15 protein-coding genes and 1 pseudogene are annotated in these 19,654 nt (G+C 69.1%); 13 read left to right on the top strand and 3 right to left on the bottom strand.

Going from position 1 to position 19,654, the window contains the following annotated elements:
* The first annotated feature begins 112 nt into the window (after window positions 1–112).
* The 3 genes from HWX09_RS24230 (at window position 113) to HWX09_RS24220 (ending at window position 3,483) form a co-directional block, all read left to right on the top strand.
* Window positions 113–1,294, top strand: coding sequence for a M20 aminoacylase family protein (locus tag HWX09_RS24230; protein WP_027782266.1), 1,182 nt, complete (start codon window positions 113–115; stop codon window positions 1,292–1,294).
* A gap of 75 nt (window positions 1,295–1,369) precedes the next feature.
* Window positions 1,370–2,152, top strand: coding sequence for an ABC transporter substrate-binding protein (locus HWX09_RS24225; RefSeq protein ID WP_027782267.1), 783 nt, complete (start codon window positions 1,370–1,372; stop codon window positions 2,150–2,152).
* Between the two features lie 146 nt (window positions 2,153–2,298).
* A complete protein-coding gene (locus tag HWX09_RS24220) occupies window positions 2,299–3,483 on the top strand; it encodes a porin (RefSeq protein ID WP_027782268.1) in 1,185 nt (394 codons plus the stop codon).
* Window positions 3,484–3,584: 101 nt separating this feature from the next.
* Here HWX09_RS24220 and HWX09_RS24215 read toward each other — a convergent pair whose 3' ends face one another.
* Window positions 3,585–4,604: an NAD(P)-dependent alcohol dehydrogenase gene (locus tag HWX09_RS24215; protein ID WP_027782269.1), complete on the bottom strand. Its 1,020-nt coding sequence runs from the start codon at window positions 4,602–4,604 to the stop codon at window positions 3,585–3,587.
* Between the two features lie 128 nt (window positions 4,605–4,732).
* Between HWX09_RS24215 and HWX09_RS24210 the strand changes: the two genes are divergently transcribed.
* The 7 genes and pseudogenes from HWX09_RS24210 to HWX09_RS24180 all read left to right on the top strand — a co-directional run bounded on the left by HWX09_RS24210 (window position 4,733) and on the right by HWX09_RS24180 (window position 11,209).
* A complete protein-coding gene (locus HWX09_RS24210; RefSeq protein WP_051421338.1) occupies window positions 4,733–5,707 on the top strand; it encodes a LysR family transcriptional regulator in 975 nt (324 codons plus the stop codon).
* Window positions 5,703–5,816, top strand: a pseudogene (locus HWX09_RS24205) (EamA family transporter); the annotation flags it as partial. The gene HWX09_RS24210 and the pseudogene HWX09_RS24205, both read left to right, overlap by 5 nt.
* A 226-nt stretch (window positions 5,817–6,042) precedes the next feature.
* A complete protein-coding gene (locus HWX09_RS24200) occupies window positions 6,043–6,762 on the top strand; it encodes an SDR family oxidoreductase (protein WP_027782270.1) in 720 nt (239 codons plus the stop codon).
* Window positions 6,763–6,909: 147 nt separating this feature from the next.
* On the top strand, window positions 6,910–8,859 hold the full coding sequence (locus HWX09_RS24195) for an arylsulfatase (RefSeq protein ID WP_027782271.1): 1,950 nt from the start codon (window positions 6,910–6,912) through the stop codon (window positions 8,857–8,859).
* Window positions 8,860–8,876: 17 nt separating this feature from the next.
* Window positions 8,877–9,926, top strand: coding sequence for a formylglycine-generating enzyme family protein (locus HWX09_RS24190; RefSeq protein ID WP_027782272.1), 1,050 nt, complete (start codon window positions 8,877–8,879; stop codon window positions 9,924–9,926).
* Window positions 9,923–10,735, top strand: a complete 813-nt coding sequence (locus HWX09_RS24185) for a MetQ/NlpA family lipoprotein (protein WP_027782273.1) — start codon at window positions 9,923–9,925, stop codon at window positions 10,733–10,735. Before HWX09_RS24190 ends, HWX09_RS24185 begins: the two co-directional genes overlap by 4 nt.
* 147 nt (window positions 10,736–10,882) lie before the next feature.
* Complete coding sequence (locus HWX09_RS24180) at window positions 10,883–11,209, top strand: antibiotic biosynthesis monooxygenase (protein WP_027782274.1); 327 nt, start codon at window positions 10,883–10,885, stop codon at window positions 11,207–11,209.
* A gap of 10 nt (window positions 11,210–11,219) precedes the next feature.
* Here HWX09_RS24180 and HWX09_RS24175 read toward each other — a convergent pair whose 3' ends face one another.
* Both HWX09_RS24175 and HWX09_RS24170 read right to left on the bottom strand, forming a co-directional pair.
* Complete coding sequence (locus HWX09_RS24175; RefSeq protein WP_027782275.1) at window positions 11,220–12,098, bottom strand: hypothetical protein; 879 nt, start codon at window positions 12,096–12,098, stop codon at window positions 11,220–11,222.
* A gap of 155 nt (window positions 12,099–12,253) precedes the next feature.
* Window positions 12,254–13,186: a LysR family transcriptional regulator gene (locus HWX09_RS24170; RefSeq protein WP_027782276.1), complete on the bottom strand. Its 933-nt coding sequence runs from the start codon at window positions 13,184–13,186 to the stop codon at window positions 12,254–12,256.
* A 206-nt stretch (window positions 13,187–13,392) separates the two neighbouring features.
* Here HWX09_RS24170 and HWX09_RS24160 point away from each other — a divergent pair, with 206 nt between their 5' ends.
* From HWX09_RS24160 to HWX09_RS24150, 3 genes are all read left to right on the top strand, one after another.
* Entirely contained in the window at window positions 13,393–14,166 is a 774-nt protein-coding gene (locus HWX09_RS24160; protein WP_027782277.1) for a putative hydro-lyase, read from the top strand.
* Window positions 14,167–14,272: 106 nt separating this feature from the next.
* Window positions 14,273–15,571, top strand: a complete 1,299-nt coding sequence (locus HWX09_RS24155) for an MFS transporter (protein WP_027782278.1) — start codon at window positions 14,273–14,275, stop codon at window positions 15,569–15,571.
* A gap of 121 nt (window positions 15,572–15,692) precedes the next feature.
* Window positions 15,693–19,331, top strand: a complete 3,639-nt coding sequence (locus HWX09_RS24150; protein WP_027782279.1) for a hydantoinase B/oxoprolinase family protein — start codon at window positions 15,693–15,695, stop codon at window positions 19,329–19,331.
* The last annotated feature ends 323 nt before the right edge of the window (window positions 19,332–19,654 follow it).

Here is a 19,654-nt window from a genome sequence, read left to right as displayed (position 1 = left end):
TTGTCATCATAACGAAACCGCGGCTGTTCGCCGGGATTTTCGCTGCATACGATCCCGTCACGATCCGCCACCCGGCGATCGGCAACCGGAACGCAGCGAAGGAGTAGCGGGGTTGGATCAAACACGGATTTTTCCCGAAATAGCCGCCATCGAGGCCGAGATGATCGCGCTGCGCCGCCGGCTGCACGCGCATCCCGAACTCGGCTTCGAGGAGCGCGCGACCGGCGATCTCGTCGCCGAGTGCCTGACAACATGGGGTTATCGGGTGGAGCGCGGCCTCGGCGGCACCGGCGTGGTCGGCACGCTGGCGCGCGGCGCCGGCAAGCGGCTCGGGCTGCGCGCGGACATGGACGCATTGCCGATCCGCGAGACGACCGGGCTGCCGCATGCGAGCCGGCACGACGGCGTGATGCACGCGTGCGGTCACGACGGCCACACGGCGATGCTGCTCGCCGCCGCGCGCTGCGTCGCGGAGCGCGCGAATTTCACCGGCACGCTGAACCTGATTTTCCAGCCGGCGGAGGAAGGGCTCGGCGGCGCGAAGCGCATGCTCGACGACGGGCTGTTCACGCGGTTCCCGTGCGACGCGGTGTTCGCGATGCACAACGTGCCGGGGCTGCCGGCCGGCGTGCTCGGCTTCTGCGACGGCCCGGCGATGGCGTCGGCCGACGAGGTACGCGTGCGGGTGGCCGGCCGCGGCGGGCATGGCGCCGCGCCGCACACGACGGTCGATCCGGTGGTGGTTTGCGCATCGATCGTGATGGCGCTGCAGACGATCGTGTCGCGCAACGTGAATCCGCAGGAGCTGGCGATCGTCACGGCGGGCGCGATCCATGCGGGCACCGCGTCGAACGTGATTCCGCCGCACGCGGAACTCGAACTGAGCGTGCGCGCGCTGTCGCCGGACGTGCGCGCGCTGCTCGAGCGGCGCATCCGCGAGATCGTGCACGGGCAGGCCGCGAGTTATGGCGCGACGGCCGAGATCGACTACCGGCACAACTATCCGGTGCTCGTCAATCACGCGGCGGAAACGGCGTTCGCACGCGACGTCGCGCGCGAATGGGGCGGCGACGGCGCGCTGATTCCGCACCTGCGGCCGATCGCGGCGAGCGAGGATTTCGCGTTCATGCTGAACGTGTGCCCGGGCAGCTACCTGTCGATCGGCAACGGCGACGGCAATGGCGATGGCGCGACCGGATGCGGGCTGCACCACCCCGGCTACGACTTCAACGACGCATGCCTCGCGACGGGCGCGAGCTACTGGGTCGCGCTGGCGGAGCGATATCTGGCGTGACGCGGCGCAGGCGCGGCGCGCCGGTGCCCGATGCGCCGGACGAATTCGATTCATGATTTACACAAGGAGACGGCAATGAAGCAGTGGATGGCGGCGCTCACGATAGCGCTGGCGGCAGGGGCGGCACACGCAGGCGACTGGGCGGGCAAGGAAATCCGGCTCGCGGTCGATCCGACCTACCCGCCGCTCGAGTACAAGCTGCCGGACGGCACGCTGACGGGGTTCGGGATCGACATCACGAATGCGCTGTGCGAGGAACTGAAGGCGCGCTGCGTGTGGGTCGAGTCGAGTTTCGACGGGATGATCCCGGGGCTGCTCGCGCGCAAGTTCGACGTGATCGCGTCGTCGATGACGATCACGCCGAAGCGGATGCAGCAGATCGCGTTCACGAACCGGATCTCGAACGCGCCAGCGCGGCTGATCGCGCGCAAGGGTTCGCCGCTGCTGCCGACGGCCGAATCGCTGAAGGGCAAGCGGGTCGGCGTCGAGCAGGGCTCCGCGCAGGCCGACTATGCGATCGCGAACTGGCAGCGGGCCGGCGTGCAGATCGTGTCTTACCAGAACCAGGACCAGGTCTACGCCGATCTCGTGACGGGGCGACTCGACGCGGCGTTCCAGGCGTCGATCGCGGCCAGCGACGGTTTCCTGAAGAAGCCGCAGGGCAAGGACTTTGCATTCGCCGGCGGAGCGATCGACGACACGAAGTACTTCGGGCAGGGCGACGGGCTCGGTCTGCGCAAGCAGGACACCGACCTGCGCGACGCGTTCAATCGCGCGCTCGCGACGATTCTCGCGAACGGCACGTATCAGCGGATCAACCGGAAGTATTTCGACTTCGACATCTACGGCGCGAAGTGAGCGGCGCGGCGCGCTTTTGGGGCGCGCCGCACAGGAGGGGACGGCGCGCGATCGACCGCGTCGGATGCACAGAATAACCGCCTGCACGGCGTGCGAATCGCTCGGGTAACCGTGTGCAGGCCCAAAAAAATGAATAAGGATAACGAATGAACTGGAGAACTTTTTTCGTCGCGATTCCGGCGCTGTGCGCAGCGCCCGCGTTCGCGCAGGGCAGCGTCACGCTTTACGGGCTGGTCGACGCGGGTATCGACTATACGAACAACGTCGGCGGCCACAGTGCATGGCAGATGGCGAGCGGCTTCGCGCAGGGCAGCCGCTGGGGGCTGAAAGGCACCGAGGATCTCGGCGGCGGCTACAGCGCGCTGTTCCAGATCGAGAACGGCTTCAACGTGAACAGCGGCACGCTCGCGCAGGGCGGCCGCATGTTCGGGCGGCAGGCTTACGTCGGGCTCGGCAGCACGCGCTACGGCACGCTGACGCTCGGCCGGCAATACGATTCGGTGGTCGACTATCTCGCGCCGACGACCGCGAACGGGAGCTGGGGCGTCTATCCGTTCGCGCACCCGCTCGATAACGACAACACGGGCAACACGTTCCGCGTCAACAACACGCTCAAGTACGCGAGCCCCGATTTCTCGGGCTTCTCGTTCGGCGGCACCTACAGCTTCAGCAACGACACGGGCTTCGCGAACAACCGGGTGTGGAGCGTGGGCGCGCAGTACGAGCACGGCGGGCTGCTGGCCGGTGCTGCGTTCCTGAACGCGAACAACCCGGGCGCGACGTCCGGCGGCGCGGTCGCGGGTTCGGGCTCGGTCGGCGCCGATGCGAATTTTGCGTCGGCGCGGCTGCGAATCTTCGGCGCGGGTATCAACTACACGGCCGGGCCCGCGACGGTCGGTTTCGCGTACACGAACAGCAACGTCACGCGTCCGACCGCGAACGTCGGCTACCTGTTCGGCGACGAGACAATCGCGCCCGTGACGGGGCCGCTCGCCGGCGGCACGGTGACGGCGATCAAGTACCAGAACTTCGAGGTGAACGGCAAATACCAGTTCACGCCCGCGTTCTTCGTCGGCGCGCAGTACGTGTACACGACGGTGCGCTACGACGCGACGACGGGCAGCGCGAAGCCGAAGATCCATTCGATCGGGCTGATGGCCGACTACAACCTGTCGAAGCGGACGGACGTGTACCTGATGGGCGCGTATCAGCGGGTTGCCGGCGACGCGACGGGTTCATCGCTCGATCAGGCGCTCATCCCTGGCGCGGCGGACCTGTCTTCGACGTCGAAGCAACTGATGGTGCATGCGGGGATTCGTCACAAGTTTTAACGGAGGAGTGCGGTAAAGCGGGCGGCGACGGATGGCGGATGCTCGCCGTCCGTCGCCGCCGATGCGCGTGCGTGACCGTGCGTCGCGCCGCTTTCCCTCCGTCACGCCGCGACGCGAATCACGACCTTGCCGAAATGCTGGCCCGACTGCAGGTACGCATAGGCGTCCGGCACTTCGTCGAAGCCGAACACGCGATCGACGACGGGCCGGATCCGCTTCGCGTCGACGAGACGAACGACGTCGTCGAGCATCGCGCGGCTGCCGACCATGATCCCGTGAAGCCGCCGGATGCCGCCGATCAGCGACAGCAGCCCGAGTTCGGGGCCGCCGAAGCTGCTGAGGCCGCCGATCACCGACACGATGCCGCCCAGCTTCGTCGCGGCGACCGAGCGCGGCAGCGTGTCGCGTCCGCCGACCTCGACGACGAGATCCGCGCCCGCGCCGTCGGTGAGCCGCAGCACTTCATGCTGCCATTCGGGCGTCGCGCGATAGTTGATCGTTGCATCCGCACCGAGTGCACGCGCGCGTTCGAGCTTCGCGTCGCTCGACGACGTGACGATCGTCCGCAGCCCCGCGGCGTGCGCGAGCTGCAGCGCGACGATCGATACGCCGCCGGTGCCGAGAAGCACGATGGTCGAGCCGGGGCTCAGGCCGCCGTCGGCGAACAGCGCATTCCATGCGGTGACGCCCGCGCACGACAGCGTCGCCGCCTCGTCGTAGTCGAGATGCGCGGGAATCGCGACCAGCGCGGTTTCGTCGGACACGAAGTGTTCGGCCAGCACGCCGTCGAATTGCGCGCCGGGCGAACCGGAGACTTTCGCCGGCGTGGGCGGCCCGTCGATCCAACGCGGGAAATACGTGTTGATCACGCGATCGCCGGGCTTGAAGCGCGTGACGTCGCGGCCGGTTTCGACGACTTCGCCCGCTCCGTCGACCACGGGAATCAGCGGCGCGTCGCCGATGCCGAGATAATCGCCGCGCGCGAACATCAGGTCGCGATAGTTCAGCCCGGCCGAGTGGATCTTCACGACGACGTCGGTCGGCCCGACCGGCCGGCGGACGGCGTCGATGCGCCGGAGCCCGGCGACGCCGTCGCCTGGTTTCAGTTGCCATGCATGCATGTTCGACTCCTGGTTCGAAGGGGACCGGACTATCATAGTGTTGCGTATGAGGACGCATTGACGAGAGTTTGGCCACGAACTGTTTCCATACGGGACACAAACCTGCGAACGAACCGGAGCGGAATCACATGGACGAGCGGCTCAGAGGCGTCGCGGAATTCGTCGAGGTCGTGGAGTCGGGCAGCTTCGCGGCGGCGGCGCTGCGGCTCGGCGTCACGCGTTCGGCGGTGGCGAAGGTCGTCGCGCGGCTCGAGCTTCGTCTCGGCGTGCGGCTGCTGCAGCGCACGACCCGCCAGCTCAACCTGACCGACGAAGGGAACATCTACTACGAGCAATGCCGGCGGTTGCTGGCCGACCTCGGCGAAACGGAGGCCGCGCTCGACGCGGGGCGGCGCGAGCCGTCCGGGCGGCTGCGCGTCAGCGTGCCCGTGCTGTTCGGGCGGCAATGCGTGGCGCCGGTCATGCGGCGTCTCGTCGAGCGTCATCCGCGACTCGAAATCGACGTGTCGTTCAGCGATCGCTTGGCCGACCTGATCGACGACGGCGTCGACATCGCGGTGCGCATCGGCGAGCTGGCCGACACGAGCGCGCTGGTCGGCCGGCGGCTCGGCGTGCAGCGCATGGGCATCTGCGCCTCGCCCGCGTATCTCGAACGTCATGGCCGGCCGTCGGGGCTCGACGAACTCGCGTCGCACGTCGGCATCGCGTATTCGCGCGGCGGGCAGCCGGTGCCGTGGCGGATCATCGGCGCGGACGGCGAGGTGCGCGACCACCGCGTGGCCGGGCGCCTGCGGTTCGACGACCTGCAGGCGATCGCGGAGGCCGCCGCCGCCGGCGCGGGCCTCGCATGGCTGCCGTGCTGGCTGATGGCGCCGTACCTGCGCGACGGCCGGCTCTCGCTCGTGATGGACAGCAACAGCGTATCGGGCGCGGAGGTGTTCGCGGTGCGGCCGAAGTCGCGGCACGTGCCGTCGAAGGTGCGCGTCGTCATCGATGCGCTGGTCGACGAGATTCCGCGGATACTGGCGTCGGATGACGCAGACGGGCAGGGTGCGCCGGATCGCGGCGAGCGCGATCCGCGCCCGTCGCGCAGGGTCGGTTGACGCGGCATATGTCGCGTGGACGTAGCTGAGCCCGAAGCTCGGCATGTCGGCCGGCGCCGTCGCGCTCGTCACGTCGCACCAGCCGATTCTCGTCGGGGCGCTCGCGCCGCTGCTCGTCGCGCTCGCGTGGATGGCGAGCGAGGTACTCGCATGGCGGATCGCGTTGCGTCGCGACGCGCGCTGCCGATAACGGCGGGCGGCCCGCTCGCGCGCAGCGGATCACGGCGACCGTACGCGTTTTTTCCGCGTGACGCACAATCGTGCGGAACGTGCATGCACCGCGCGGCAGCGCACGCATCGCGCCGTCTTCGATTCTTTCGCACGAGGCACGAATCATGTCATCTCGCACCTATCTCGTTACCGGCGCGTCGCGCGGCATCGGCTTCGCGGTCAGCTCGATGCTCGCGCGGCGCGGCCATCGCGTCATCGGCCTCGCGCGGCATGCGCAGGGCGTCGATTTCCCCGGGGAATTGCTCGCATGCGATCTCGCCGATATCGATCAGACGGCCGCGACGCTCGCGCGCATCGGTGCGTCGGCCGATATCGACGGCATCGTGAACAACGCCGGCATCGCGTTGCCGCAGCCGCTCGGGCAGATCGACTTCGGCTCGCTGCAGGCCGTGTTCGATCTGAACGTGCGGGCCGCGATCCAGGTCACGCAGCATTTCGCCGACGCGATGAAGGCGCGCGGTCATGGGCGCATCGTCAACATCTGCAGTCGTGCGATTTTCGGCAGCCTCGATCGCACCGCGTATTCGGCCGCGAAGAGCGCGCTCGTGGGCTGCACGCGCACGTGGGCACTCGAACTGGCCGAACATGGCGTGACCGTCAACGCGGTCGCGCCGGGGCCGATCGAGACGGAACTGTTCCGCCAGACACGGCCCGTCGGCAGCGAAGCCGAGCGCAAGGTGCTCGCGACGATTCCCGCGCGCCGGCTCGGCACGCCTGACGACGTGGCCGCCGCGATCGCGTTTTTCCTGTCCGACGAAGCCGGTTTCGTCACGGGGCAGGTGCTGGCCGTGGACGGCGGCGGCAGCCTCGGCGGGCGCGGCTGACCCATCGCGGCGCGGGCGCGCGAAATGGCCCGTATCGGGCCTGCATCGCATATTCCCCCACCCCGTTAGCATGTGACGAATCCGACTTTGGGCGCCGCGCCCGCGACGCTAAGATCGCCGATCCCGTAGATCGAGCGTTCCACAACAATGAAAAAGCCCGCGTCGCCGTTGCATGCCTTCCGTTTCCGTGTCGTCTGCGCCGCGATCGCCGGTGCGCTGTCGCTCGCGTCGTGCGGCGGCGTCGACAGCGATCCGCCGCCGCAGGCCAGCGTGACGCCGCCGGCAAAACGCCCGAACATCCTGTACATCATGGCCGACGATCTCGGCTATTCCGACATCCATGCATTCGGCGGCGAGATCGACACGCCGAACCTCGACGCGCTCGTCGCGTCGGGCCGCATCCTGTCGAACCATCACACGGGCACCGTCTGCGCGATCACGCGCGCGATGCTGGTGTCCGGCACCGATCACCATCTCGTCGGCGAAGGCACGATGGGCGTGCCGACCGACGAGCGGCGCGGGCTGCCCGGCTACGAGGGCTACCTGAACGACCGCGCGCTGTCGTTCGCGCAACTGCTGAAGGACGCCGGCTATCACACGTACATCGCGGGCAAGTGGCACATCGGCTCGGGGATCGTCGGCAGTGCGACGGGCAGCGGGCAGACCCCCGACCAGTGGGGCTTCGAGCGCAGCTACGTGCTGCTCGGCGGCGCGGCGACGAACCACTTCGCGCACGAGCCGGCCGGCTCGTCGAACTACACGGAAGACGGCCGCTACGTGCAGCCTGGCCAACCCGGGCAGCCGGGCGGCGCGGGCGGCAGCCCGGCCGTGTTCTATTCGACCGATTTCTATACGCAGAAGCTGATCTCGTACATCGATGCCAACAAGCAGGACGGCAAACCGTTCTTCGCGTACGCGGCCTACACGTCGCCGCACTGGCCGCTGCAGGTGCCCGATCCGTGGCTGCACAAGTACGCGGGCGTGTACGACGCCGGCTACGATGCGATCCGCAACGCACGGATCGCGCGGCAGAAGGCGCTCGGCCTGATTCCCGCCGATTTCAAACCGTTCGACGGGCTGCCGGAGACGACGGCCGCATCGCCCGCCACCGCAAACGACGGCACGGCCGGCGCGAAGTACGTCAACGCAGTGCATTCGGCCGCGGACGGCTACGGCGACTACGGCCCCGGCAAGGTCGACAAGCGGTGGGCGAGCCTGTCGCCGGCCGAGCGCCGGGCACAGGCGCGCTACATGGAAATCTACGCGGGGATGGTCGAGAACCTCGACTACAACATCGGCCTGCTGATCCAGCACCTGAAGGACATCGGCGAATACGACAACACGTTCATCATGTTCCAGTCGGACAACGGCGCGGAAGGCTGGCCGATCGATTCCGGCGCCGACCCGACCGCAACCGATACCGCGAACGCGCAGGAGCCGGCCTATTCGGCGCTCGGCACCGACAACGGCAAGCAGAATGCGCAGCGCCTGCAGTACGGGCTGCGCTGGGCCGAAGTGAGCGCGGCGCCGTTCCGGCTCACGAAGGGCTATTCGGGCGAAGGCGGCGTATCGACGCCGACCATCGTGCACCTGCCGGGCCAGTCGCAGCCGTTGCCGACGCTGCGCGCGTTCACGCACGTGACCGACAACACGGCGACGTTCCTTGCGGTCGCGGGCGTCACGCCGCCGTCGCAGCCAGCGCCGCCGCTCGTCAACACGCTGACGGGCGTCGACCAGAACAAGGGCAAGGTCGTCTACAACAACCGCTACGTGTATCCGGTCACGGGCCAGTCGCTGCTGCCGGTGCTCACGGGCTCGGCGACGGGCGAGGTGCACACGACGCCGTTCGGCGACGAAGCGTATGGCCGCGCGTACCTGCGCAGCGCCGACGGCCGCTGGAAGGCGCTGTGGACCGAACCGCCGCTCGGGCCGCTCGACGGGCACTGGCAGCTGTACGACCTCGCGTCGGATCGCGGCGAGACGACCGACGTGTCCGCGCAGAACCCGTCGGTGATCGGCACGCTCGTCGACCAGTGGAAGGCCTACATGAGCAACGTCGGTGGCGTCGAGCCGCTGCGTCCGCGCGGCTATTACTGAGCGCGGAGGGCGAGACGATGCGGTTCCGTTTCTGGACGATCGGCGCGGCGCTGGCCGCCACGCTGTTCGCCGCCGCGTTCGCGGCCGGCTATGCGAGTCCGGCGGCGCCGGCTGGCGGCGCGTTCGACGACCTGAATCGCGGCCGAGCGCTCGCGCCGCTCGGTTCGGAGCGCCAGTGCGCACGCTATTCGGGGCTGCCGTCGAAGTGGCGCGACGATCCGAAGGCCGGGATGGTGCATTTGCGCGGCGGTGCGTTCGTGTTCGGCAGCACGCGCGGCTATGCGGACGAGCGCCCGGTCGGCGACGGTCGCACACGCGTCGGCGGCTTCTGGATCGACCAGACCGACGTGACGATCGCGCAGTTCGCCGCATTCGTGCAGGCTACCGGCTACGTGACCGAGGCCGAGCAGCAGGGAGGCGCCGCCGTGTTCCATGTGCCGACACGCGACGAGATGAACGCGCGCGACCTCGCGTGGTGGTCGTGGGTGAAGGGCGCATCGTGGCGGCATCCGCGCGGGCCCGGCAGCGACGTGGCGGGGCTCGGCAATCTGCCGGTGACGCTCGTCACGCAGCGCGATGCACTCGCGTATGCGCACTGGCTCGGCCGCGACCTGCCGACCGAGGCCGAATGGGAATACGCGGGCAAGGCCGGCCGTGACGACGCATCGCTCGATGCGGCGCCGCGCGACGCGCAGGGCAAGCCGGCCGCGAATTACTGGCAGGGTGCGTTTCCGGTGCTCGACTCGGCCGAGGACGGCCACGCCGGGCTGGCGCCCGTCGGCTGCTATGCGGCGAACGGCTTTCGTCTTTACGACATGATCGGCAACGCATGGGAATGGACGAAGGACGCGTACACGGGCCCGCATCAATCCCACACGAACGGCGACACGGCGGCCGTCGCGCCGTCGACGCGCCCGCACGATACGCCGATGGTCATCAAGGGCGGCTCGTTCCTGTGCTCGCGCGATTACTGCGTGCGCTATCGTGCGTCGTCGCGCGAACGGCAGGAAGCCGATCTCGGTGCGTCGCATATCGGGTTTCGCACGATTCTGAGGGACGCGTCATGACGACCGCCATCGGGCGATTCGTTGCGGCGTGGCTGCTGATTGCGTGCGCGTCGACGCAGCACGGAGCGGCGCTGGCTGCCGAAACCGCGTTGCCGGCCGTGCGCGTCGGCGTCACGCGCGGCGTGCACGCGCAGATCCTCGACGAAGTGAAGCGGGTGGCCGCCGCGCGAGGGCTGGGCGTCGACGTCGTCGAATTCGACGATGCGTCGCGCATCGACACGGCGCTGGCCGACGGTCGGATCGACGCGGCCAGCTTCGAGGATGCGCAACAGCTTGCCGCGACCCGCGCACGCAAGCGCGTCGCGCTGACCGAGGTCGCGCCGACCGTCACGCTGCCGATGGCGTTCTATTCGCGCAAGCTGAAGAACCTGAACGAACTGCAGCCCGGTGCGACGGTCGCGCTTCCGGCCGATCCGCGCGGGATGGCGCGCGCGCTCGTGCTGCTGCAGAACGACACGCTGGTGACGCTGCGCGACACGGCCGGCCTGCATGCGACGCTGCGCGACGTCACGGGCAACCGGCTCGGACTGAAATTCGTCGCGCTGCGCCGCGACCGGCTTTACGCGGCGCTCGATACGGCCGCGTTCGTCGCGATCGACAGCGACGACGCGGCCCGCGCCGGGCTGCAGCCCGCGCGCGACGGCATCAGCCTGGAGGATGCCCGCTCGCCGTACGCGAACGTGCTCACGGTGCGCGACGCCGATCGCGCGAAGCCGTGGGTCGCGCGGCTCGTCGCCGCGTATCACTCGGACGACGTCGCGCGCTTCATCCTCACGCGCTATCAGGATTCGGTACGGCGGCCGTGGTAGACACCTACCTGCTCGCGTGCAACGCGTGCGGACGCTGTCGTTGCGCGAACTGTTCCGGCATCGACGCCGCTCCGCTCGCCGCCTGACGATCGCGGCACGCCGTGCGTGCCTTACACTTGGCGCTCTTCAATCGTTCGGATGGAGCGCATGTACGCGTCGACCTTCATTTTTCGCGCCGGGCAGTACGACGACGAATTCCACCGGCTCGACCGGCAGATCGCCGACATGGCGCGTGCGACGCCCGGCTATCTCGGCGAGGAAACGTGGGAGAACGCGCAAGCCGGCTTGATCCAGAACGTCTACTATTGGGAATCAGAGGCGGCGCTGCGGCAGTTGATGCGGTATCCCGCGCATCTCGAAGCGAAGGCGAAGCAGGCGCGCTGGCTGGACGGGTATCGCGTCGTGATTTCGCAGGTGCTTCGCGAGTATGGCGACGGCAAGCTGATGCCGCCGCATGCGGGGCCATCCGCGTAAGGGTTGCCGCTCAGGCAGCCGCCCCGGCTTCTCCCTGCGCGGCCGGCCTACTCGCCGCGCGCTCCCAGATCGGGAAGGTCGCGTGCTGGATCGACGTCTGCGCGTCGATGACCTTGCGGTGATCGATGCCGGGCAGGTCCAGCAGCCGGTCGACCGCTGCCTTCGCGCCGTGTGCATCCTGAGGGAACCCGCACGCGAACTGCTTGTTCGTATCGAACAGGACCCACCAGACATCCGACACGAACGGCCCGTGGTCGCTGGTTTCGATCAGGATCGCGCCGAGGTCGGACAGCGCGATGCCGCGCGTCGTCCCGGTCTGGTCGGTCGACGCGATGCGCGTATCGTTTGCCGTCACGGTCCAGCCGCTCTGCCGGCTAAACGGCCGGGCCGCTGCCGGTGCGGCATTCGGCCGGACCGGGCTGCCGGTACCGGTCGGCACGGCCGCACCCGCGGCATCGGCGGTGCGGCTCGGCGCACCGCCCTCCTGCGACCTGCGCCCATCGATCCACGGCAGCGCGGCGGCGCCAGCCATCGCCGCAATCCATAAGTAGTACCCGGCCCCGAACGTGCGGATCGTTTCGTAGTTCGCGTCGGTCGGGATCGTATGCCACCCGAGCGCAAAGACCACGACCGCGGCGAGCAGCGCCGACACGGTACGGCTCGGCCTGAGCAGTGCGACGACGAGCAGCGGATTGCCGAGCCATGCGAATTGCAGGTCGAGGATCGCGAGCCCGCCGAGCGCGAGCACCGTGTAACCGTGCCACCAGCTCACCGCGCCGGCCGCATTCGGCGGTTCGGCCGCGACGGGCAGCAGCAGCGACGCGGCATACAGCGCGACGATCACGACGCGCGCGAGGTTCAGGCGGGGCGAAGCGGAGCGAATCTGCATGTTGCCTTCCTGTCGTGCACGGTCATGCGAGGCGACGAATGCCGGACGGCCCGGCCTTCATTCGCGATGCGCGGCGCCGATCCGGCGACGCGCCGAACGCGATTGTGGGCGATTCGCGTCGCGATGTCGAACGCGCGTCGTCCACCGCTGCACAATCAAAGCGCTTCGACCAGCAACCGCGTGCTCTTCTCGCAATATTCGTGACATGCCGCGCGTGCCGCGATCGACGCCCCGTGCACGAACCGCGGCGCGTCGGCCCGCCGCGACATCGACACGACGATCGACGGCGGCGACGGCTGCAGCGGCAGTTCGACCACTTCGCCGCTCTCGATCAGCGCGTCGACGAACAGCACCGGAATCGCGGCGACGCCGAAGCCGTCGCGCACCAGTTGCACGATCACCGAGATCGACGGCGACCCGGTGATGCGCGTCTCCGACAGCGGCACGCCGTGCGCATGCGCAAGCGTGCGGACGATGTCTTCCAGCGCACGATGGGGTGCGGTCCCGCGCCCGTAGGTGAGGATCGGCTGGCGCAGCACCTGCCGCGCGAGGCCCGTGCGCGTGTTCGGCAGCAGGCCCGCGCGCGCGATCCAGCGCACCGGGTAGTTCGCGAGCGCGTCGCACACGACCGACGCCTCGTCGCTGCCTTCCACGCGGATGATCAGGTCGAGCTCGCCGGCCATCAGCCGGCGTTGCAGCACGACGCTGACGTCGACGGTCAGATCGATCTCGAGCTGCGGATAGTCGGCCGCGAGCCGCCGCATATAGTGCGGCAGCCAGCTGTGCACGACCGTCTCGATCACGCCGAGCCGCAGCTTGCCGCGCAGCGCGCGCTCGCCGGACGCGGCGGCCTGCAGCTCCTGCGTCGCCTCGACCACGGCTTTCGCGTAGCCGAGCAGGTATTCACCGTTCGGCGTGAGCCGGAACGCGCGACTGTCGCGATCGACGAGTACCGTGTGCAGCTCGTCCTCGAGCGCCTTCAGGCGCTGCGAGATCGCGGCCGGCGTCGCATGCAGCGCAGCCGCGGTCGTGCGGAAGTTGCGCAGCTTGGCGAGCGTGACGAAGGTTTCGAGAAAACGGGTATTCATGGCGGTCGGGCGAGCGGTGGATGCGCAGCTTGCCGGCGACGAAAAATGAACGGGACCGGGGAAAACCCGCGGATTCGTTAAGAAATTCTATACAACGGCCGCAAAAAAACTCGTTGGCGACAAATTTTTTTCTTTTCTATTCTTCGCCGTATCCGATGACACGCCACCGTCATCGCCACGCCATCCCGATTCCGCGACCGACCATCATGACGCCTTCCGAATTCCGCCAGTCCGTGCGCCGCGGCGCGTTCCGCGGCCCGACCGCCGGCCATTGCGGCCCGTTTGCCCAGGCGAACCTGGCGATCCTGCCCGACGCGTACGCGCACGATTTCCTGCGCTTCTGTCAGGCCAACCCGAAGGCCTGCCCGCTGCTGGGCGTCGGCGAACCGGGCGCGTTCCGGATCGACGCGCTCGGCGAGGATCTCGACATCCGCACCGACGTGCCGAGCTACAACGTCTACCGCGACGGCCGCCTGACCGAGCGGGTCGAATCGCTGGAAGCGCTGTGGCGCGACGATTTCGTCGTATTTGCCATCGGCTGCTCGTTCTCGTTCGAGGACATGCTCGCCCGCGAAGGAATCGGGCTGCGTCACGTCGAGGAGGGGCGCAACGTGCCGATGTACCGTACGTCGATCCCGAACCGCCGCGCGGGAATCTTCGGCGGTCAGCTGGTCGTGTCGATGCGGCCGCTGCGCGGCGCCGACGCGATCCGCGCGGTGCAGATCACGAGCCGGTTCCCGGGCGTGCACGGCGCGCCGGTCCATATCGGCCACCCGCGGGAACTGGGCATCGAGGATTTGAACGCGCCCGAATTCGGCGACGCGGTGACGATCCGCGACGGCGAGCTGCCGGTGTTCTGGGCGTGCGGCGTGACGCCGCAAACGGCGCTGATGGACGCAAAGCTGCCGATCGCGATCGCGCATACGCCCGGCCACATGTTGATGACCGACATCACGAACGCGTCGCTGGCCGTGTTCTGACCCGCCGATCGCCCCGTACGCGACACACCTGCGACACACCGACGACACGCCGACGACACACCGCACCACACGCCATTTGACGGCGCATCACGACAGGAGCATCACCATGGAAAGCAAGACCCTCGCGGCGCCCGCCGCCGAGCCCGCGAGCCACGAGCGCAGCGGCCTGTTCGCGTGGTATGCGGAGGCGCAGCCGCGCGAGCGCCGCGCGTTCTGGAGCTGCAAGGTCGGCTACATGCTCGACGGAATGGACACGCAGATGCTGTCGTTCGTGATCCCGACGCTCGTCGCGACCTGGGGCATCTCGTTCGCCGACGCGGGCTTCATCGGCACGATCACGTTGCTCGCGTCGGCGCTCGGCGGCTGGATCGCCGGCATCCTGTCCGACCGGATCGGCCGCGTGCGCACGCTGCAGCTCACGGTGCTGTGGTTCGCGGTGTTCACCGCGCTGTGCGGGCTCGCGCAGAACTACCATCAACTGGTCGCGGCGCGCGCGCTGATGGGCTTCGGCTTCGGCGGCGAATGGACGGCCGGCGCGGTGCTGATCGGCGAGGTGATTCGCGCGCGCGACCGCGGCAAGGCGGTCGGCCTCGTGCAGTCGGGCTGGGCGATCGGCTGGGGGCTGTGCGCGCTGCTGTATGCGCTGCTGTTCTCGGTACTGCCGGCCGAACAGGCGTGGCGCGCGCTGTTCCTCGTCGGGCTCGCGCCCGCGCTGCTGGTCGTCGCGATCCGTCGTTACGTGAAGGAGCCGGACGTCTACGCGAAGGAGAAGGCCGCACAGGCGAAAGTGGCCGACGCGCCGCGCCTCACCGAGATCTTCGCGCCGAAGCTGATCACGACGACGCTGCGCGCGGCGCTCTTGACGACCGGCGCGCAGGGCGGCTACTACGCGATCACGACGTGGCTGCCGACCTTCCTGAAGACCGAGCGGCACCTCACGGTGATGGGCACCGGCGGCTATCTCGCGATGATCATCCTCGGCTCGTGGGTCGGCTACCTGACGAGCGCATACCTGACCGACCGCCTCGGCCGCAAGCCGAACTTCATCCTGTTCGCGGTCGGCTCGATGGTGATCGCATTCGCGTACACGTCGCTGCACCTGACCAACGCGTCGATGCTGTGGCTCGGCTTCCCGCTCGGCTTCTTCGCATCGGGCATCTTCTCGGGGATGGGCGCGTTCCTCACCGAGCTGTTCCCGACCCGCGTGCGCGGTTCCGGCCAGGGCTTCTGTTACAACGTGGGCCGCGCGATCGGTGCGCTGTTCCCGTTCCTGATCGGCGCGCTGGCCAAGCAGTACGGGCTCGGCACGAGCATCGGCATCTTCGCGGTCGCCGCGTACGGCGTGGTGATCGTCGCCGCGCTGACGCTGCCCGAGACCCGCGGCCGCGAACTCGACGCCGCGTAAGCGGCAGCGGCCCGCGCGGCGCTTTCTCCCTTTTTCCCCTTTTTACCGGTACCCCCACGCGGCGCGCGACGCGCGCCGTGCGGCGGCGCTCGTCCCTCGATTCAACGACGCATCGACCATCATGACCGACCGACACCTTTCCCCCGTTCCCTCCGACACCGCGCGCTGGCAATTCTGGATCGACCGCGGCGGCACGTTCACCGACATCGTCGCGCGGCGGCCCGACGGCACGCTCGTCACGCACAAGCTGCTGTCGGAGAACCCCGAGCAGTACCGCGACGCGGCCGTGGCCGGCATCCGCCACCTGCTCGGCCTCGCGGCCGGCGAGCCGATCACGCCCGAGCGGGTCGACATGGTGAAGATGGGCACGACGGTCGCGACCAACGCGCTGCTCGAACGCAAGGGCGAACGCACCGCGCTCGCGACGACGCGCGGCTTTCGCGACGTGCTGCGCATCGCGTACCAGAACCGGCCGCGGCTGTTCGATCTCGAGATCGTGCTGCCCGACGCGCTGTACGAGACGGTCGTCGAGATCGACGAGCGCGTCGGCGCGCATGGCGACGTGGTCGTGCCGCTCGATGTTCAGGGTGCCGAAGCGTCGTTGCGCCGCGTGTTCGACGACGGCGTGCGCGCGCTCGCGATCGTGCTGATCCACGGCTACCGCCATACCGCGCACGAACGCGCGCTGGCCGAACTCGCGCGCCGCATCGGCTTCACGCAGGTGTCGGTGTCGCACGAGGTGTCGCCGCTGATGAAAATGGTGTCGCGCGGCGACACGACCGTGGTCGACGCGTACCTGTCGCCGATCCTGCGCCGCTACGTCGAGCAGGTCGCGCACGAGATGCCGGGCGTGAACCTGCAGTTCATGCAGAGCAGCGGCGGGCTGACGCGCGCCGATGCGTTCCAGGGCAAGGACGCGATCCTGTCGGGACCGGCCGGCGGCATCGTCGGGATGGTGCGCGCGGCGCGCGCGGCCGGCTTCGGCCACGTGATCGGCTTCGACATGGGCGGCACGTCGACCGACGTGTCGCACTACAACGGCGAATTCGAGCGCGCGTTCGAGACGCAGGTGGCCGGCGTGCGGATGCGCGCGCCGATGATGAGCATCCATACGGTCGCCGCGGGCGGCGGCTCGGTGCTCGGCTTCGACGGCGCGCGGCTGCGCGTGGGGCCCGAATCGGCCGGCGCCAACCCGGGGCCGGCCGCGTACCGGCGCGGCGGCCCGCTGACGGTGACCGACTGCAACGTGATGCTCGGCAAGATCCAGCCCGATCATTTCCCGCGCGTGTTCGGCCCGCATGCGGACCAGCCGCTCGACCGCGACGGCGTGGTCGCGAAGTTCGCGGCGCTCGCCGATGAAATTCACGCGGCGACCGGGCGGCGCGAGACGCCCGAGGCGCTTGCCGAAGGTTTCCTGGAGATCGCGATCGGCAGCATGGCGAACGCGATCAAGAAGATTTCCGTGCAGCGCGGCCACGACGTGTCGCGCTACGTGCTGGCGACGTTCGGCGGCGCGGGCGGCCAGCACGCGTGCGGCGTGGCCGATGCGCTCGGGATGACGCAGGTGTTCGCGCATCCGCTCGCGGGCGTGCTGTCCGCATACGGGATGGGGCTGGCCGACCAGACCGCGATGCGCGAGCGCGCGGTCGAGGCCGTGCTGACCGACGCGTCGCTGCCGGCGCTGAACGCGGCGCTCGACCGGCTGGCCGACGAGGCCATCGGTGCGCTGCTCGAACAGGGCGTGCCGCCGGAGCGGATCGCGACCGAGCGGCGCGTGCACTTGCGCTACCAGGGCACCGATTCGGCGCTCGACGTGCCGGCCGGCAGCGTCGCCGCGATGCAGCAGGCGTTCGAGGCCGCGTACCGGCAGCGCTACGCGTTCCTGATGCCCGGCACGCCGCTCGTCGCCGAGCTCGCGTCGGTCGAGGCGATCGGCCGCTCGGACGCACCGGTCGACCTCGCGCGGCTCGCGCCGCGCGGGGAAGGCGCGGCGCCGCAGGCACACACGGCCGTGCGCTTTTATTCCGGCGGCCGCTGGCACGACGCGGCGCTGTACGTGCGCGACACGCTGCGCGCCGGCGACGCGATCGACGGCCCGGCGATCGTCGCGGAGAAGAACGGCACGACCGTCGTCGAGCCCGGCTGGCGCGCCGGGATGACCGCCCAGGGCAACCTCGTGCTGACGCGTACGACGCCGCTGCCGACGCGCCGCTCGCTCGGCACCGACGCCGATCCGGTGCGGCTCGAGATCTTCAACAACCTGTTCATGTCGATCGCCGAGCAGATGGGGCTGCGGCTGCAGAACACCGCGTACTCGGTGAACATCAAGGAGCGGCTCGACTTCTCGTGCGCGATCTTCGACGGCGACGGCAACCTGATCGCGAACGCGCCGCACATGCCCGTGCACCTCGGCTCGATGGGCGAAAGCATCCGGACGGTGATCGAGCGCAACCGCGGCCGCATGCGCGACGGCGACGTGTTCATGCTGAACGACCCGTACCACGGCGGCACGCACCTGCCGGACGTGACGGTCATCACGCCGGTGTTCGCGGACGGCTCGGACGCGCCGCTGTTCTACGTCGGCTCGCGCGGCCACCACGCGGACATCGGCGGCACGACGCCGGGCTCGATGCCGCCCGATTCGACCCATATCGACGAGGAAGGCGTGCTGATCGACAACTGGCAGCTCGTGTCGGCCGGCGTGCTGCGCGACGCCGAGACGCGCGCGCTGCTGGCATCCGGCCGCTACCCCGCGCGCAACGTCGAGCAGAACATGGCCGACCTGCGCGCGCAGGTCGCCGCGAATCAGAAGGGCGTCGACGAATTGCGCCGGATGGTCGCGCAGTTCGGCCGCGACGTCGTGCTCGCGTTCATGGGGCACGTGCAGGACAACGCGGAAGAAGCCGTGCGGCGCGTGATCGGCGCGCTGCAGGACGGCGCGTACCGCTACCCGCTCGACAACGGCGCGGAGATTCGCGTCGCGATTCGCGTCGACCGCGCGGCGCGGTGTGCGGAGATCGACTTCACCGGCACGTCCGCGCAGCTCGACAACAACTTCAACGCGCCGAAGGCCGTCTGCATGGCGGCGGTGCTGTACGTGTTCCGCACGCTGGTCGGCGACGACATCCCGCTGAACGCCGGCTGCCTGAAGCCGTTGACCGTGATCGTGCCGGCCCGCTCGATGCTGAACCCCGAATACCCGGCGGCCGTCGTGTCGGGCAACGTCGAGACGTCGTCGGCGATCACCAACGCGCTGTACGGCGCGCTCGGCTGCGTCGCGTCGAGCCAGGGCACGATGAATAACTTCACATTCGGCAACGATCGGTACCAGTACTACGAGACGATCGCGGGCGGCAGCGGCGCGGGCGACGGCTTCGCGGGCGTCGGCGCGGTGCAGACGCACATGACGAACTCGCGGCTCACGGATCCGGAGGTGCTCGAATGGCGCTATCCGGTGCGGCTCGATTCGCACCGGATCCGCGCCGGCTCGGGCGGCGGCGGGCGCTGGCGCGGCGGCGACGGCGCGGTGCGGCGCATCTGCTTCCTCGAGCCGATGACCGCGTCGATCCTGTCGAACAACCGGATCCATGCGCCGTTCGGCGCGGCGGGCGGGAAGGCCGGCGCGCTCGGCCGCAACACGATCGAGCGGGCGGACGGCACGGTCGAGGCGCTCGATCACATCGGCCGCGCGCAGATGGCGCCGGGCGACGTGTTCGTCGTCGAAACGCCGGGCGGCGGCGGCTACGGCGCGCCGGACTGAGCGGTGCATCCGGCGCGGGCCTCCGCGCCGGATACGCGGGGGCGGTTGAAGGACATTGCAACGAACTGTGGAATAAAGCTGCGCATTCACTCGCGAACGGAATCAAAAATGGCGGAAACCGGATCGCGGCATGCGATTCGACCCTGCTGTCACGGTCTCGTCATAAGATCCGGCCCCATATCCGTGAATCGGCCTCGAACGCCCGCCCCTCATGGGTTCCTGCCCGGCACGCCCCCCTCGATGCACGGCGCGTCGTCCGTCCGAACGCAAGCGACCAAACACGAAAAATCCGGCTTGCCAATCGAGTCCCGATTCCTTGACAC

This window comes from Burkholderia sp. BCC1208, assembly GCF_902833095.1.
Lineage (GTDB): Bacteria > Pseudomonadota > Gammaproteobacteria > Burkholderiales > Burkholderiaceae > Burkholderia.
The sequence above is the reverse complement of the archived record's forward strand: the minus strand, read 5'-3'. Positions and strand labels throughout refer to the sequence as shown.

Bases quoted from the DNA above. Each gene is read 5' to 3' on its own strand.
- HWX09_RS24215 (WP_027782269.1), bottom strand. From the start codon at position 4,604: ATGCATGCATGGCAACTGAAACCAGGCGACGGCGTCGCCGGGCTCCGG.
- HWX09_RS24170 (WP_027782276.1), bottom strand. From the start codon at position 13,186: ATGAATACCCGTTTTCTCGAAACCTTCGTCACGCTCGCCAAGCTGCGC.
- HWX09_RS24220 (WP_027782268.1), top strand. From the start codon at position 2,299: ATGAACTGGAGAACTTTTTTCGTCGCGATTCCGGCGCTGTGCGCAGCG.
- HWX09_RS24185 (WP_027782273.1), top strand. From the start codon at position 9,923: ATGACGACCGCCATCGGGCGATTCGTTGCGGCGTGGCTGCTGATTGCG.
- HWX09_RS24175 (WP_027782275.1), bottom strand. From the start codon at position 12,098: ATGCAGATTCGCTCCGCTTCGCCCCGCCTGAACCTCGCGCGCGTCGTG.
- HWX09_RS24150 (WP_027782279.1), top strand. From the start codon at position 15,693: ATGACCGACCGACACCTTTCCCCCGTTCCCTCCGACACCGCGCGCTGG.
- HWX09_RS24210 (WP_051421338.1), top strand. From the start codon at position 4,733: ATGGACGAGCGGCTCAGAGGCGTCGCGGAATTCGTCGAGGTCGTGGAG.
- HWX09_RS24225 (WP_027782267.1), top strand. From the start codon at position 1,370: ATGAAGCAGTGGATGGCGGCGCTCACGATAGCGCTGGCGGCAGGGGCG.
- HWX09_RS24200 (WP_027782270.1), top strand. From the start codon at position 6,043: ATGTCATCTCGCACCTATCTCGTTACCGGCGCGTCGCGCGGCATCGGC.
- HWX09_RS24180 (WP_027782274.1), top strand. From the start codon at position 10,883: ATGTACGCGTCGACCTTCATTTTTCGCGCCGGGCAGTACGACGACGAA.
- HWX09_RS24195 (WP_027782271.1), top strand. From the start codon at position 6,910: ATGAAAAAGCCCGCGTCGCCGTTGCATGCCTTCCGTTTCCGTGTCGTC.
- HWX09_RS24160 (WP_027782277.1), top strand. From the start codon at position 13,393: ATGACGCCTTCCGAATTCCGCCAGTCCGTGCGCCGCGGCGCGTTCCGC.
- HWX09_RS24190 (WP_027782272.1), top strand. From the start codon at position 8,877: ATGCGGTTCCGTTTCTGGACGATCGGCGCGGCGCTGGCCGCCACGCTG.
- HWX09_RS24155 (WP_027782278.1), top strand. From the start codon at position 14,273: ATGGAAAGCAAGACCCTCGCGGCGCCCGCCGCCGAGCCCGCGAGCCAC.